Origin of the sequence: Mesorhizobium sp. STM 4661 (assembly GCF_000359125.1) — a bacterium.
In the GTDB taxonomy this organism is placed as follows: domain Bacteria; phylum Pseudomonadota; class Alphaproteobacteria; order Rhizobiales; family Rhizobiaceae; genus Mesorhizobium.
The window spans coordinates 30,305-44,530 of the sequence record NZ_CAAF010000018.1 but is presented as its reverse complement, the minus strand read 5'-3'; the positions used below and the strand labels follow the sequence as shown (position 1 = coordinate 44,530).

At 63.9% G+C, this 14,226-nt stretch carries 13 protein-coding genes; 8 read left to right on the top strand and 5 right to left on the bottom strand.

Features of this window, described 5'->3' with window-relative positions:
* Position 1 precedes the first annotated feature (1 nt).
* Positions 2-2,185, bottom strand: a complete 2,184-nt coding sequence (locus tag MESS4_RS05415) for a primosomal protein N' (protein WP_006327470.1) — start codon at positions 2,183-2,185, stop codon at positions 2-4.
* An 89-nt stretch (positions 2,186-2,274) separates the two neighbouring features.
* Between MESS4_RS05415 and fsa the strand changes: the two genes are divergently transcribed.
* Positions 2,275-2,931 carry a fructose-6-phosphate aldolase gene (fsa, locus tag MESS4_RS05410; RefSeq protein WP_006327469.1) on the top strand — a complete coding sequence of 219 codons (657 nt, stop codon included), beginning with the start codon at positions 2,275-2,277 and terminating at the stop codon, positions 2,929-2,931.
* Positions 2,932-3,030: 99 nt separating this feature from the next.
* Here fsa and lptE read toward each other — a convergent pair whose 3' ends face one another.
* Positions 3,031-3,618 carry an LPS assembly lipoprotein LptE gene (lptE, locus tag MESS4_RS05405; protein ID WP_006327467.1) on the bottom strand — a complete coding sequence of 196 codons (588 nt, stop codon included), beginning with the start codon at positions 3,616-3,618 and terminating at the stop codon, positions 3,031-3,033.
* Complete coding sequence (gene leuS / locus MESS4_RS05400) at positions 3,605-6,295, bottom strand: leucine--tRNA ligase (RefSeq protein WP_006327465.1); 2,691 nt, start codon at positions 6,293-6,295, stop codon at positions 3,605-3,607. Before leuS ends, lptE begins: the two co-directional genes overlap by 14 nt.
* A 147-nt stretch (positions 6,296-6,442) precedes the next feature.
* Here leuS and MESS4_RS05395 point away from each other — a divergent pair, with 147 nt between their 5' ends.
* The 4 genes from MESS4_RS05395 (at position 6,443) to MESS4_RS05380 (ending at position 9,044) form a co-directional block, all read left to right on the top strand.
* The gene (locus MESS4_RS05395) at positions 6,443-7,105 is read left to right on the top strand and encodes a YggS family pyridoxal phosphate-dependent enzyme (protein WP_006327464.1); all 663 of its coding nucleotides are present in this window, start codon (positions 6,443-6,445) and stop codon (positions 7,103-7,105) included.
* Between the two features lie 101 nt (positions 7,106-7,206).
* Entirely contained in the window at positions 7,207-7,461 is a 255-nt protein-coding gene (locus MESS4_RS05390) for a type II toxin-antitoxin system Phd/YefM family antitoxin (protein ID WP_006327463.1), read from the top strand.
* Positions 7,461-7,862, top strand: coding sequence for a type II toxin-antitoxin system VapC family toxin (locus MESS4_RS05385; RefSeq protein WP_006327462.1), 402 nt, complete (start codon positions 7,461-7,463; stop codon positions 7,860-7,862). Before MESS4_RS05390 ends, MESS4_RS05385 begins: the two co-directional genes overlap by 1 nt.
* 132 nt (positions 7,863-7,994) lie before the next feature.
* A complete protein-coding gene (locus MESS4_RS05380; protein WP_036240749.1) occupies positions 7,995-9,044 on the top strand; it encodes an aldo/keto reductase in 1,050 nt (349 codons plus the stop codon).
* 49 nt (positions 9,045-9,093) lie between these two features.
* On the opposite strand, the gene MESS4_RS05375 is transcribed toward MESS4_RS05380, so the two are convergent.
* Positions 9,094-10,002 (bottom strand): LysR family transcriptional regulator, encoded by a 909-nt coding sequence (locus MESS4_RS05375; protein WP_006327460.1) that lies wholly within the window; start codon positions 10,000-10,002, stop codon positions 9,094-9,096.
* 122 nt (positions 10,003-10,124) lie between these two features.
* Here MESS4_RS05375 and MESS4_RS05370 point away from each other — a divergent pair, with 122 nt between their 5' ends.
* The 3 genes from MESS4_RS05370 (at position 10,125) to MESS4_RS05360 (ending at position 13,744) form a co-directional block, all read left to right on the top strand.
* Positions 10,125-11,318 (top strand): MFS transporter, encoded by a 1,194-nt coding sequence (locus MESS4_RS05370; RefSeq protein WP_006327459.1) that lies wholly within the window; start codon positions 10,125-10,127, stop codon positions 11,316-11,318.
* A 65-nt stretch (positions 11,319-11,383) separates the two neighbouring features.
* Complete coding sequence (locus tag MESS4_RS05365; protein WP_244441053.1) at positions 11,384-12,664, top strand: SGNH/GDSL hydrolase family protein; 1,281 nt, start codon at positions 11,384-11,386, stop codon at positions 12,662-12,664.
* 45 nt (positions 12,665-12,709) lie between these two features.
* Entirely contained in the window at positions 12,710-13,744 is a 1,035-nt protein-coding gene (locus MESS4_RS05360) for an aldo/keto reductase (protein ID WP_006327450.1), read from the top strand.
* A gap of 93 nt (positions 13,745-13,837) precedes the next feature.
* On the opposite strand, the gene MESS4_RS05355 is transcribed toward MESS4_RS05360, so the two are convergent.
* Positions 13,838-14,110: an usg protein gene (locus MESS4_RS05355; protein ID WP_006327441.1), complete on the bottom strand. Its 273-nt coding sequence runs from the start codon at positions 14,108-14,110 to the stop codon at positions 13,838-13,840.
* Between the last annotated feature and the right edge of the window lie 116 nt (positions 14,111-14,226).

Below are 14,226 nucleotides of genomic sequence, written 5' to 3'. Positions count from 1 at the left end.
CTCACAAAAAGCTCTGCGGATCGATATCGACCTGCACCCTGACCGAACCGCGCTGCTTCGGCCCTTCGGCCAGCATGGCGCGGATGAAGCCTTGCATGTCGGCGCGCCGCTCGCCCTGGACCAGTAGGCGGAAGCGATGGCGTCCGCCGAGCAATGACAGCGGCGCCTCGGCCGGTCCCAGCACGAACAGGTCGGCGGCCTCGGGCGCGGCGCGGCGCAGGCCCCTGGCGTGGCCCTCGGCTTCCGCCCGCGTCACCGCGCTGACGATGACGCCGGCGAGCCGGCCGAACGGCGGCAATGCCGCCCGCTCGCGTTCGGCGATCTCGCGCTCGTAGAAGGCCTCGGCATCGCCGGAGACGATCGCCCGCATCACCGGGTGGTCGGGCTGGAAGGTCTGCAGCAGGCCAAGGCTCTTCTTGCCGGTGCGGCCGGCGCGGCCGGTCACCTGGCTGAGCAGTTGGAACGTGCGCTCGGCGGCGCGCGGATCGCCATTGGCGAGGCCGAGATCGGCATCGACCACCCCGACCAGCGTCATATCAGGGAAATTATGGCCCTTGGCGACCAACTGCGTGCCGATGACGATGTCGGCCTCGCCATTGGCGATGGCTTCGAGCTCGAGCCTGAGCCGCCGCACCCCTCCCATCAGATCGGATGAGAGCACGATGGTGCGGGCGTCGGGAAAATGCGTCACCACCTCCTCGGCGATGCGCTCGACGCCCGGCCCGCACGCCAGCAGATGATCGAGCGTGCCGCATTCCGGGCAGGCTTCGGGGCGCTTCTCGTTGTGCCCGCAATGGTGGCAGACGAGCTGGCCGCGAAAGCGGTGTTCGACCAGCCAGGCCGAGCACACCGGGCAGCCGAAGCGGTGGCCACAGACCCGGCACAGCGTCAGCGGCGCATAGCCGCGCCGGTTGAGGAACAGCAGCGACTGCTCCTTCCTCTCCAGCGTCTGGCGCATATGGCCAAGCAGTACCGGTGACAGGAAGCCGCCGCGCGCCGGCGGCGCGCGCCGCATGTCGATCGTCTTCAGGTCGGGGAGAGCCGCCTCGGCGAAGCGCGCCGAAAGCACCGCCCTGCTGTAGCGGCCCTGTTGCGCATTGACCCGGCTTTCGACCGACGGCGTCGCCGAGGCGAGCACGACCGGGAAGCCACCGATATGGCCGCGCACCACCGCCATGTCGCGGGCATTGTAGAAGACCCGGTCCTCCTGCTTGTAGGCAGGGTCGTGCTCCTCGTCGACGACGATCAGCCCGAGTTCCTTGAACGGCAGGAACAGCGCCGAGCGCGCGCCGGCGACGACGCGCACGCCGCCTTCCGCCACTTGCCGCCAGACACGTTCGCGCATCCTTGGCGGCAGGTCCGAATGCCATTCCGCCGGCTTGGCCCCGAACCGCTCCTGGAAGCGCTCTAAAAAGGCATGCGTCAGCGCGATTTCCGGCAAAAGGATCAGCACCTGCTTGCCCCGGTCGAGCGCGGCGGCCACCGCCTCGAAATAGACCTCCGTCTTGCCGGACCCGGTCACGCCGTCGAGCAGGGTGACGCCGAATGCGCCGGCCGCGACATTGGCGCGCAGCATGGCGGCCGCATCGCTCTGGTCGGGCATCAGCGAAGGCCGGGCATAGTCAGGGTCGGGTGCCGCGACCACCGGCCGCGGCGGTATCATGACGGTCTCGAACACGCCTTGAGCCTTCAGCCCGTCGATGACGGTCGACGACACACCGGCCGCGTGCGCCAGTCCGGACCGCGTCCAGGCGAGTCCGCCTTCGGCCGTCTCCAGCACGCGCATCCGCGCATCCGTCATGCGGTCGGGGTTGGCCAGGGTGCGTTGCAGTCCCTCGATCCACGGTTCCGGATCGAAGGCCTCCGGTGCCCTGAGCAGCATGCGCGCCACCATGCCGGGCGGTGACAGCGTGTATTGCGCCAGCCAGTCGACGAAGCGGCGCATCGCGCGGTCGATCGGCGGACAGTCGAACACCTGCTCGATCGGGCGCAATTTCTTCGCATCGACCTTTTCCACGGCGCCGTCCCAGACGATGCCGGCGACCTGGCGCGGGCCGAGCGGCACGCGCACGATAGAACCCGGCACCACGCGCATGCCGGCGGGCACGGCATAGGTGTAGGGTCGCTCGACCGGCATCGGCACCAGCACCGGTGCGGCCGCGACAAAGGGCGAATCTTCCATCATGAGACGTGACCTTGCCCCGACTTTGGTCTAGAGCAAAGGCCGACCCCAAATGTGCATGGCATGCACATGAAAATCTTCAGGAGACCCCCATGAAATTTTTTGTCGACACCGCCGATATCAAGGAAATCCGCGAGCTGAACGATCTGGGGCTGCTCGACGGCGTCACCACCAATCCCTCGCTGATCCTGAAGTCCGGCGGCAAGATCGCCGACGTCACCAAGCAGATCTGCGATATCGTCAAGGGCCCGGTCTCGGCCGAGGTCGTCGCCACCGAATACAAGGACATGATGGCGGAGGCCAAGATCCTGGCCAAGATCGCCGACAATGTCTGCATCAAGGTGCCGCTGACGCTGGATGGGCTGAAGGCCTGCAAGACGATCCGCACCGAGATGAACCGCATGGTCAACGTCACGCTCTGCTTCTCCGCCAACCAGGCGCTGCTCGCCGCCAAGGCCGGGGCCTCCTTCATCTCGCCCTTCGTCGGCCGCATCGACGACACCGGTTCGGACGGCATGGAGCTGATCCAGGAGATCCGCCAGATCTACGATAATTACGATTTCCAGACCGAGATCCTGACGGCTTCGGTGCGCACGGTGAACCACGTCAAGCAGGCAGCCCTCATCGGCGCCGACGTCATCACCGCGCCGCCGGCGACGCTAAAGGCGCTGGTCAAGCACCCGCTGACCGACAAGGGCCTGGAGCAGTTCCTGGCCGATTGGGCAAAGACCGGCCAGAAGATCGGCTGAAATCAAGACACCGCGTTCGCGCAAAAAAGGCCGAGCAATCGGCCTTTTTTGTGCGCTGTCGGCGATAACCAGAACGTCTCAACCCAGGCCGGATAGGTTCTAACCCGCCACTGTCTTTGTGTATTTGGCCAGATCCTGGGCGATCGACAGGCGCAGCAAATCCGCCAGTTCGCGCGCCGCGCGGTTCTCGGCGTCGATCTGCGCCCTGTAGGAGGCGAACTCCTGACGCGGCTTGTCGAAGGACGACGATATCGAGCGCTTGCGGGTGGCGATCGTCGTGCCGGTCTTGGCGTCGGTCAGCACATAGTTCGCGGTCAGCGTCACCGTGCCTGCTGTCGGTTCGTCCTCGTCGGTCTGGATCTGCACGATAGCAGCGGATTCGACGAGTTCGGTGACGCCGAGATCAAGCGAATAGACCGGCGAAGCCGGCTCGCCCGCACCCTGGCCGAGCGCGAAGATCAGATTGTTGCGGACCTGCTGGGCATAACGGGTCTTGACCGGCTTGATCGAGATCGATGACAGTTCGGCGGCGGCGCCGACTTGCGAGCCGGCGGTGAGCGGCGCGCTCGAATAGAGCGGGCGCACCGTGCAGGCCGAAAGCAGCGCGGCCGAGACGACCAGGCCGCAAAGTGCCGCGCGGCGCAGCAGACGCGTCACATCTGTCTTTTCCGGATCAGGCAACGACATTGACGATCCTCTGCGGCACGATGATCACCTTGCGCGGTGCCTTACCTTCGAGCGCTTTCTGCACGAAGTCGAGAGCCAGAACCGCCTTTTCGACCGCACCTTGGTCCGCGTCGCGGGCAATTGTCAAATCGCCGCGCTTCTTGCCGTTGACCTGGACCGGCAGCACAATCTCGCTGTCGACGACGAGCGCCGGATCATAGACCGGCCACGGCCGTTCGGCGACAAATCCTGTCCCGCCCAAGGTCGACCAGCATTCGTCAGCCAGATGCGGCATCATGGGCGCGATCATGATGACCAGCATTTCCAGCGCCTCACGCAACGCCGAAGCGTTTTCCGGGTTCAGACTTCTGCCACCCAAGATATTGGACCCGCTGAGCTCACTTTGGCTGGCCATGAAGGCGCCGGCGGGCGCAAGCGCCTGGATAGCATTGACCAATTCATAGAGCCGAGCGATGCCTTTGTTGAAAGCGATCCTCTCGATATCCTCCGCCACCTGCTTGGCGGCACGATGCGCCATACGCGACAGTTCAAGCGCGGGACCGGAAACGCCTTGTGCAGGTGATACCCCTGCCAGCGCGAGCGCTGCCTCCGACACCTGACGCCAGACGCGCTGCACGAAGCGGTGTGCGCCCTCGACGCCAGCTTCCGTCCAGATCACGTCGCGGTCGGGCGGCGAGTCGGACAGCACGAACCAGCGTGCGGTATCAGCGCCGTAGTTTGCCAAGATATCGTCGGGATCGACGACATTCTTCTTCGACTTCGACATTTTCTCGATCGCGCCGATCTCTACCGGCGTGCCGTCGCTGATCAAAGCCGCCTTTCGCTCCCCATCGATCATGTCAACCCTGACCTCCGCCGGAGTGACGTACTGGCCGTTGGCGCCGCTGCCGATACGGTAGGTCTCGTGCACAACCATGCCTTGGGTAAACAGGCCATCGAACGGCTCTTCCACCACATTGAGATGGCCGGTCGCCTTCATGGCGCGGGTGAAGAAGCGCGAATAGAGCAGGTGCAGGATCGCATGCTCGACACCGCCGATATATTGGTTGACCGGCAGCCAGCCGTTCTTGCCATCGACCACGGCCATCGTCGTCGGCGCAACCTCGTTCCACGGGTCTGTGAAGCGCGCGAAATACCAGGATGAATCAACAAACGTGTCCATCGTATCGGTGTCGCGTCGCGCCGGCTTGCCACATTGCGGACAGTCGACATGCTTCCACGTCGGATGATTGTCTAGCGGATTGCCTGGCTTGTCGAAGGACAGGTGATCCGGCAACTCGACCGGCAAATTCTCGGCGCGCACGGGCACGGCGCCGCAATCGTCGCAATAGATCACCGGGATTGGCGCGCCCCAGCAACGTTGGCGCGAGACCAGCCAATCGCGCAGCCGGAACTGCACCTTGCGCTCAGCCTGCGGCCGATTGCCGATAGCGATGCCTGACAGCCTAGTGGCGACCTCATCGAATGCGGCCTGTGGCGTCATACCATCAAGGAAGCGCGAATTGATCATCACGCCGTCGTCGGTATAGGCCTCCTCGGTGATCTGGAAGGTCCTGGCGTCGGCGCCTACCGGCATCACTACCGGAATGACCGGCAGTCCGTATTTATTGGCGAAGTCGAGATCGCGCTGATCGCCAGACGGACAGCCGAAGATGGCGCCGGTGCCGTAGTCCATCAGCACGAAATTCGCGACATAAACCGGCAGCGTCCAGCTCTCGTCAAACGGATGGACGACTCGGATGCCGGTATCAAATCCCTTCTTCTCGGCGGTCTCGATCTCGGCGGTCGCCGTACCGCCGCGCTTGATATCCTTGATGAAGGCGGCCAGCTCGGCGTTGTCTTCCGCAGTCCTTTTCGCCAGCGGATGGTCTGCCGCAATCGCCATGAACGAGGCGCCGAAAATAGTGTCGGGCCGGGTCGTGTAGACCTCAAGCTCGTGCTCGCCGGCGGGCGCCGTAGCGGCGGCCAGCGGCCAGCGTATCAGTAGGCCTTCCGAGCGGCCGATCCAGTTGGCCTGCATCAGCTTGACCTTGTCCGGCCAGCGCTCCAGCGTCGACAGGCTGTCCAGCAATTCCTGCGCCATCGAGGTAATCTTGAAGAACCATTGCGTCAGGTCGCGCTGCTCGACCAGTGCGCCGGATCGCCAGCCGCGCCCGTCGATGACCTGTTCGTTGGCGAGCACCGTCATATCGACCGGATCCCAGTTGACCTTCGCCGATTTGCGCTCGGCCAGCCCGGCCTTCCAGAAATCCAGGAACATCTTCTGCTGGTGCTTGTAGTAGCTCGCATCGCAGGTGGCGAACTCGCGGGCCCAGTCCCAAGACAGGCCCATCGACTTCAACTGGCCCTTCATCGTTTTGATATTGGCGTAGGTCCAGTCGCGTGGATTGACATTGTTGTCGCGCGCCGCGTTTTCGGCCGGCAGGCCGAAGGCATCCCAGCCGATCGGGTGCAGAACGTTGAAACCCTTGGCCCGCTTGTAGCGCGCCACCACGTCGCCCATCGTATAGTTGCGCACATGGCCGATATGGATGCGCCCCGACGGATAGGGGAACATCTCCAGCATGTAGTATTTCGGGCGCGGGTCGTCATTGTCAGCTTCAAACAGCTTCTCGGCGTCCCAGGCCTTCTGCCATTTGGGCTCTGACGCACGCGGATTGTATCGTTCGGTTGCCATCGGATGTTTTTCACTTAAAAGCAGGCTCGGAGCGCCGGACAGTGCCCGGCGGCCAGGAAAGTGTCGTCGCGGTGTTCACCATGGATTGCCGGACCCGTCAACTGCGGCGAGGCGGCCGAGAACGATAAAGACAGGCAGGATATAGGGATGGCGAGCCCCGTCGAACAGCTTTTCACAGTCAAGGCGAAGATCGCCGCCGCCGAGCAGGAGACTGGACGTAACACCGGCGCCGTCACGCTGGTCGCGGTGTCGAAAACCTTCGACGCCGCCGACATCCGCCCGGTCATCGAGGCCGGCCAGCGCGTCTTCGGCGAGAACCGCGTGCAGGAAGCGCAGGCCAAATGGCCGGCACTGAAGGTGGCCTTCCCCGACCTCGAATTGCATCTGATCGGCCCGCTACAATCGAACAAGGCCAAGGAAGCGGTCGCGCTGTTCGACGTCATCGAGACGGTCGATCGCGAGAAGATCGCCGCCGAACTCGCCAAGGAAATTGCCAGGCAAGGCCGGACGCCAAGGCTTTACGTCCAGGTCAACACCGGCTCCGAACCGCAAAAGGCCGGTATCGAACCGCGCGAGGCCGTCGCTTTCGTCGCCCGCTGCCGCGACGTCCATGGCCTCGCCATCGCCGGCCTGATGTGCATCCCGCCGGCCTACGAGAACCCCGGCCCGCATTTCGCGCTGCTGGAAAAGCTCAGCACGGAGGCTGGCGTCGCAAAACTGTCGATGGGGATGTCGGGCGATTACGAGACAGCGATCGCCTTTGGCGCCACCAGCGTCAGGGTCGGCGCGGCAATCTTCGGCAGCCGCTGACACACACATTGATCCTCGGCAGTTCTCGCTCGTATGCGCCAAGCCTTGATGCAGGCGCACTTTGTTTGTATATCTAGCCAAGCTAGCTAGGAGCATTGCTGATGAACTGGCACCTGCAGGACGCAAAGAACAATTTTTCCAAAGTGGTGCAGCGCGCGCGTAGCGAAGGGCCGCAAACTGTAACGCTCCGCGGCGAGCGCGCGGCAGTGGTGCTTTCCGCCGAAGACTATGACCGCTTGTCGGGAAAGAAGAAGACCCTTGCCGAATATCTTCTAACGGGCCCAGTCTGGGACGATGATTTTGCTGAGGAGGTCAACCGTCGCTCGGATACGATGATCCGGGACATCGACCTCTGATGTATCTGCTCGACACAAACGTCATCTCGGATGTGGAGAGGCGCTTACCCAAACCCACCGCTTGGTTGGCTTCGGTGGATCCGGCCTCGGTCAATCTCAGCGTCATTACCCTCGGCGAAATCGAGCGTGGGATCGTCAAGCTGCGCAAGGTCGATCCCGAAAGGGCAACGCGCCTCGATCTGTGGCTGCGAGAGCTTCGGCGTGACAATGCCGATCGCATCCTTGCGATTACTGAAGATGTCGCTTTGACTTGGGGCCGCATTACCGCCGGCCGCACACGAGGCAGCGCCGACACCCTCATAGCAGCGACCGCGCTTGTCCACGATCTCATTCTGGTAACACGTAACGTTGCTGACTTTGACGATACAGGCGTGACGGTACTCAATCCCTGGGAAATCTGATCCTTCGGATTGCGCCGCCAGAGCCTCGCGGCCCTTAGCCCAATTCGGAAGGGTCGTTGCGCCAGAGGCTGGAAACGAAACGTATCGTTCCTATTTCCTGGGCGTCATCACCAAATCCTCTGGAGCCGCACCATGCGCTACAATCAACTTGGAAACACGGGGATGTTCGTCTCCGAACTGTGCCTCGGCACCATGACCTTCGGCGCCGCCGGCGAAAATGCCCAATGGGGCCTGATCGCCAGCCTCGATCAGAAGGGCGTCAACGAGATCGTCGCCCGCTCGATCGCCGCCGGTGTCAACTTCTTCGATACGGCAGACGTCTATTCGTTTGGCGAGTCCGAGCGCCTGCTCGGCCAGTCGCTCAGGGATCTCGGCATTGTCAGGTCGAACGTGGTCATCGCCACTAAGGTGCACGGCGCCATGGGCGACGGCCCGAACCAGCGCGGCTCCTCGCGTGGTCACATTATGGATTCGGTCGATGCCAGCCTCGAACGGTTGCAGCTCGACCATATCGATCTCTACCAGCTGCACGGGACCGATACGGTGACGCCGATCGACGAGACGCTGCGAGCGTTGGACGATCTCGTTGCCAGCGGCAAGGTGCGCTATGTCGGCGTCTCGAATTGGGCAGCATGGCGCATCGCCAAGGCGCTGGGCATCGCCGAGCACAAGGGCTTTGCCCGCTTCGAGACGGTGCAATCCTATTATTCGATCGCCGGCCGCGACCTCGAGCGCGAGATCGTGCCATTGCTCAATGAGGAAAGGCTCGGGCTGATGGTCTGGTCGCCAATGGCTGGCGGCCTGCTCTCCGGCAAATACGGCCCCGGCGCGCCCGGCAATGGCGAGGGCCGCCGCGCCTCCTTCAACTTCCCGCCGGTCAACGAGGACCGTGCCTGGGCCGCGGTTGCCGTCATGCGCGACATCGCCAGGAAGCACGGCGTCAGCGTCGCCACGGTGGCGCTCGGCTATGTCTTGGCCAAGCCCTTCGTGATGAGCGTCATCATCGGCGCCAGCCGCATGGAGCAGCTCGAACAGAACCTTGCCGCCACCGCGCTGAAGCTCGATGCCGACGATCTCGCCAAGCTGGACGAGGTGAGCGCGCTGCCGGCCGAATATCCCGGCTGGATGGTCGAACGCCAGGCGGCGGGCCGCCGTCCGGCGCCGTTCACGCCGAAGAAGTAGCGGCGTCCCCGCCCCAATAGTCGGGAGCCGGCGGCTCCCGATTTCGGCCTCAGCCCAACCGCGCCGTCTCGACCAGAAAATCGAGAAAGGCCCGCACTCGCGCCGGCAGATGCTTGCCCTGGCCGACATAGACGGCGTGAGTGAGTTCGGCGTCGCCCGGATTGTAGTCCTCCAGCAGCGGCACCAGTCGCCCGGCGGCGATGTCGGCCTCCACATGCCAGCGCGCCAGCCGGGCGATGCCGACGCCTGAAAGCGCCATCAGCCGCATCGCCTCGCCGTCGCTGACCAGCGCGTTTCCTGTCGCCGGCACGACGGTGGGCCGGCCGGCCTTGTCGACAAATGGCCAGCCGTCGATATGGCGCGAGAAGCGGAAGCCCATCCGGTTGTGCCGGTCGAGATCGGCAGGCGAACGGGGCGTGCCATGCGCTTCGAGATAGGACGGCGCGGCAACCACGACCACCCGGCTCTGCCCGAGCTTGCGCGCCACCAGCCGTGACTCACCAAGCGGCCCGGCGCGAATGGCGACATCGGCGCGCTCTTCCATCAGGTCGATGACGCTATCGGTCAGGACCAGGTCGACCGAGATCTCGGGGTAGCGTTCGAGGAAACGTGGCAGCAGCGGGATCAGCCGGTGCTGCCCGAATGGCACGTAGCTGTTGACGCGCAGCAGGCCGCGGGGCGCTGCACCCGCTGCCGCCTCGCGCTCTGCCGCCGCCATATCGGCCAAGATGCGCACGCCGCTATCGTGGAAAGCGATGCCCTCAGGTGTGAGCTGCAGCTTGCGCGTCGAACGGCTGACGAGCCGTGCGCCGAGCCGCGCCTCCAGCCGCGCGATCAGCTTGCTCACCGCCGATGGCGTCATCCGCAGCGCCCGCGCCGCCGCCGAGAAGCTGCCGGCCTCGACGACGCGGACGAACACCTCGATCTCGCCGGAGCGGTTGATATCTGGTCTCGCCATTCGTGAATCTATTTCACAGAAAATATGCCTGGGGCAAGTCTGGTTCACAGTTCGCCGCAACACGATCTTTCGGTCGGGACGCGGGGCAAACAGCGTCCTTTGCCACGAACAGGACGACCGCCATGCCTCTTGCTCTCTACGCCCTCGCCGCCGGCGCCTTCGGCATCGGCGTCACCGAATTCGTGATCATGGGTTTGCTGCTCGATGTCAGCAAGGATCTGGGCGTCTCGATCTCGGCAGCCGGCCAGCTCATTTCGGGCTATGCGCTGGGCGTCGTCATCGGCGCGCCGCTTTTGACCATCGCCACCGGAAGCTGGCCGCGCAAGACCGTGCTGCTGGCGCTGATGGCGATCTTCACGCTTGGCAATCTCGCCTGTGCGCTCGCTCCCGACTACTGGACGCTGATGGGCGCCCGCGTGATCACCGCCTTTGCCCATGGCACCTTCTTCGGCGTCGGCTCGGTCGTCGCGACCGGGCTGGTCGCGCCCAACAAGAAGGCCTCGGCGATCGCGCTGATGTTCACCGGCCTGACCATCGCCAACATCCTCGGCGTCCCCTTCGGTACCTGGCTCGGCCAGGCCTTCGGCTGGCGCGCGACCTTCCTCGCGGTGACCCTGGTCGGGGTCGCGGCCTTCGCTATTATTCTCCTTCTGGTGCCGCGCGGCCAGGCAGCGCCGGAGAAGAGCGACCTGCGCGCCGATCTTGCCGTGCTCGGCCGCACGCCCGTCCTGCTCGGCTTCGCCACCACCGTGCTCGGCTATGCCGGCGTCTTCGCCGTCTTCACCTATATCGCACCTCTGCTGACCGAGATCAGTGGCTTTCCGGAAGCGGCCGTGTCGCCGATCCTGCTCGTCTTCGGCGGCGGCCTGATCGCCGGCAATCTGCTGGGCGGCAAGTTCGCCGACCGCTGGCTGGTGCCGTCCGTTCTCGGCAGCCTTGTCGTGCTGGCGCTGGTACTCGGCACGATGACCTTTGCCTTGCACAGCCAGACAATGGCCGTCATCTATGTCGGCCTGCTCGGCGCCGCCGCCTTTGCCACGGTGGCGCCGCTGCAGATGTGGGTGCTGGAAAAGGCGCAAGGTGCCGGCCAGAGCCTGGCCTCGTCCTTCAACATCGCCGCCTTCAATCTCGGCAATGCCGCCGGTGCCTGGCTCGGCGGCGTGGTCATCGCCAATGGTCCCGGTCTTGGCTCCGTCACCTGGGTCGCCGCCTTGCTGCCGCTTTCGGCACTCGGCGTGGCGGCGCTGGCACTGCGTCTCGACAGAAACAGCGAGCGATTGGCACCGGTCGCCGTCTGCCCCAGCGCCGCGGAGTGACCGCGACCCCGAAAGCCGCCGATCCCGACAGAAGCCATGACATGAACCCAACAGGAGAGACCGTTGTGACCAACAGCAGACATCCGGTTCATCGCGCCATCATTGCTTTTGCGAAGCGGCTCGTTCCGCTCGCTTTGGCGGCGTCGTTCGTATTCGCTCCGGCCATCGCTGGCGAAAAGCAGGCGTGGGTCGGCACTTGGCTGGCCAGTCCGCAATCGAGATGGAGCGCCGATTTTGCCTTGCCGGTGAAGATACCACCGAAGCTTGAGAACCAGACCATCCGCCAGACGGTCAAGATCAGCCTTGGCGGCGATAGGTTTCGCATCGTCCTGTCGAACGAGTACGCCGGCACGCCGGTCCAGATCGGCGAAGTCCATGGCGCGGTCGCCGGTGACGGGTCGAAAATCGTCTCCGGCACCGATCGCTTGATAACCTTTGGCGGGCAGGCGAAGGCGACAATTCCACCGGGCACATCCCTGATCAGCGATCCGGTGGACGTACCCCTCGATGCCTTGAGTCGCCTTTCCGTCTCGGTCTATCTGCCGCAGGAAACCCCGCTCTCGACCTTTCATTGGGATGGCAAGCAGACCGCCTATATCGGCGACGGCAACCAGTCGGCTTCGAGCACATTCGCGGCCACGGGAACCATCGACGCGCGCATCCTGCTCACCGAAATCCTGATCGATGCGCCCGCAAATGACGGCGCTGTCGTCGCCATCGGCGATTCGATCACCGACGGCAATGGCGCTACTCTGGATGCCGATAACCGCTGGCCCGATTTCCTCGCCGAGCGCCTCGCCTCAAAGCAGATTGCGGTGCTGAACGCGGGCATATCCGGGGCTAGGCTGCTGGACGACGCCATGGGAGTGAAAGCATCCGCCCGCTTCAGCCGCGATGTCCTTGCTCAGCCCGGTGTCAAGGCCGTGATCCTGCTCATCGGTATCAACGACATCAGTTGGCCCGGAACGCCATTCGCGCCCGAGAAATCCCTGCCTTCGTTTGAAACCTTGATCGGCGGATACCTGCAACTCGCTGCCCAGGCTCACGCTCACAATCTCAGTATTGTCGGCGGCACGTTGACCCCGTTCGAGGGTGCGTTGAGCGGCACGCCGCTCGATGCTTACTACACGCCTGAAAAGGAAGCACTACGCCAGAAGGTCAACCACTGGATCCGGACCAGCGGCGCCTTCGATGCCGTGGTCGACTTCGACCTCTTGCTCCGCGACCCGGCGCACCCGACACGCCTGCTGCCCGAGTTCGATTCCGGTGACCATCTTCATCCGGGCGAAAAGGGAAACCGGGCCATGGCCGACGCCGTCGACCTCGACATACTGGTCAAAAACTGAGTGGCACATCCGCTGCTTCAGTTCGCAACTCAAAAGGATAAGATCATGGACTATCGACGTCTTGGCGCATCGGGCCTGAAGGTCCCGGCGCTCTCGTTCGGCGCGGGAACCTTCGGCGGTTCCGGCCCACTGTTCGGCGCCTGGGGCAACAGCGATGCCAAGGAGGCACGGCGGTTAATCGACATCTGCCTCGAGGCCGGCGTCAACCTCTTCGATACCGCCGACGTCTATTCGAACGGCGCTTCGGAGGAAGTGCTCGGCGAAGCCATCAAGGGCCGGCGCGACGCCGTGCTGATCTCGACCAAGACATCTTTGCCGATGGGCGACGGGCCGGCCGACTACGGCTCCTCGCGTTCGCGGCTGATCAAATCGGTGGAAGACGCGCTGAGGCGTCTCGGCACCGACTACATCGACCTTTTGCAGTTGCATGCCTTCGACGCCGGAACGCCGATCGACGAGGTGCTGTCAACGCTGGACGACCTCGTGCACGCCGGTAAGCTGCGCTATGTCGGCGTCTCCAATTTTTCCGGCTGGCAGGTGATGAAATCGCTCGGCCTGGCGGACAGGCATGGCTATCCGCGTTATGTCGCCCATCAGGTCTATTACTCGCTGGTCGGCCGCGACTATGAATGGGAACTGATGCCGCTCGGCCTCGACCAGGGCGTCGGCGCCCTGGTGTGGAGCCCCCTCGGCTGGGGCCGCCTGACCGGCAAGATCCGCCGTGGCGAGAGGCTGCCGGAAAAAAGCCGGCTGCACGACACCGCAAGCTTCGGACCTCCGGTCGAGGACGAACATCTCTACCGGGTCGTCGACGCGCTCGATGCGGTAGCCGAGGAAACCGGCAAGACCGTGCCGCAGATCGCCATCAACTGGCTCCTGCAACGCCCGACCGTGTCGTCCGTCATCATCGGCGCCCGCAACGAGGAACAGCTTCGCCAGAACCTTGGCGCAGTTGGCTGGACGTTGACGGCCGAGCAGATCAAGAAGCTCGACGCGGCGAGCGAGGTCACCGCGCCCTATCCGTACTTTCCCTATCGCCGGCAGGAGGCCTTTGCCAGGCTCAGTCCGCCGGCGGTCTGATCGTGCATGGGCCGGCAGGACAGAGGGGGGCGACGTAGAGCGCCGACCTCAGCAGCCGCACGGCAAGCTGACTTCAGGCATCGGCGCCGCCGCCTAGTGCAACACGAACTCGCCGTCGACCTTGCGCCACTCATTCGGTGCGATCAGCTTCTGGTGCGTATAGCTCACCGAATGCAGCGGCCCGTCGAGCCTGGTCTTCCAGAACTCGATGAAGCGGATCAGCACCGGAAATTTCGGCGCGATGTCGTAGTCCTGCCAGATGTAGCTCTGCAGCAGATGCGGATGGTCGGGAAAGTGATAAAGAATCTTGGCCGTGGTCAAGCCATAGCCCTTGAGCATCAGGTCCATTTCTGAATGGTCGCGCATTGCAGCCCCCAGGTTGATTCTCCTTTCCTCCCAAAGTGAAATTGTGCGCGCTATTTGCTTAATCGTCTATTGATATTTCGTGATTTAGACCGAGTTTACTACGCAAAAACATGTAG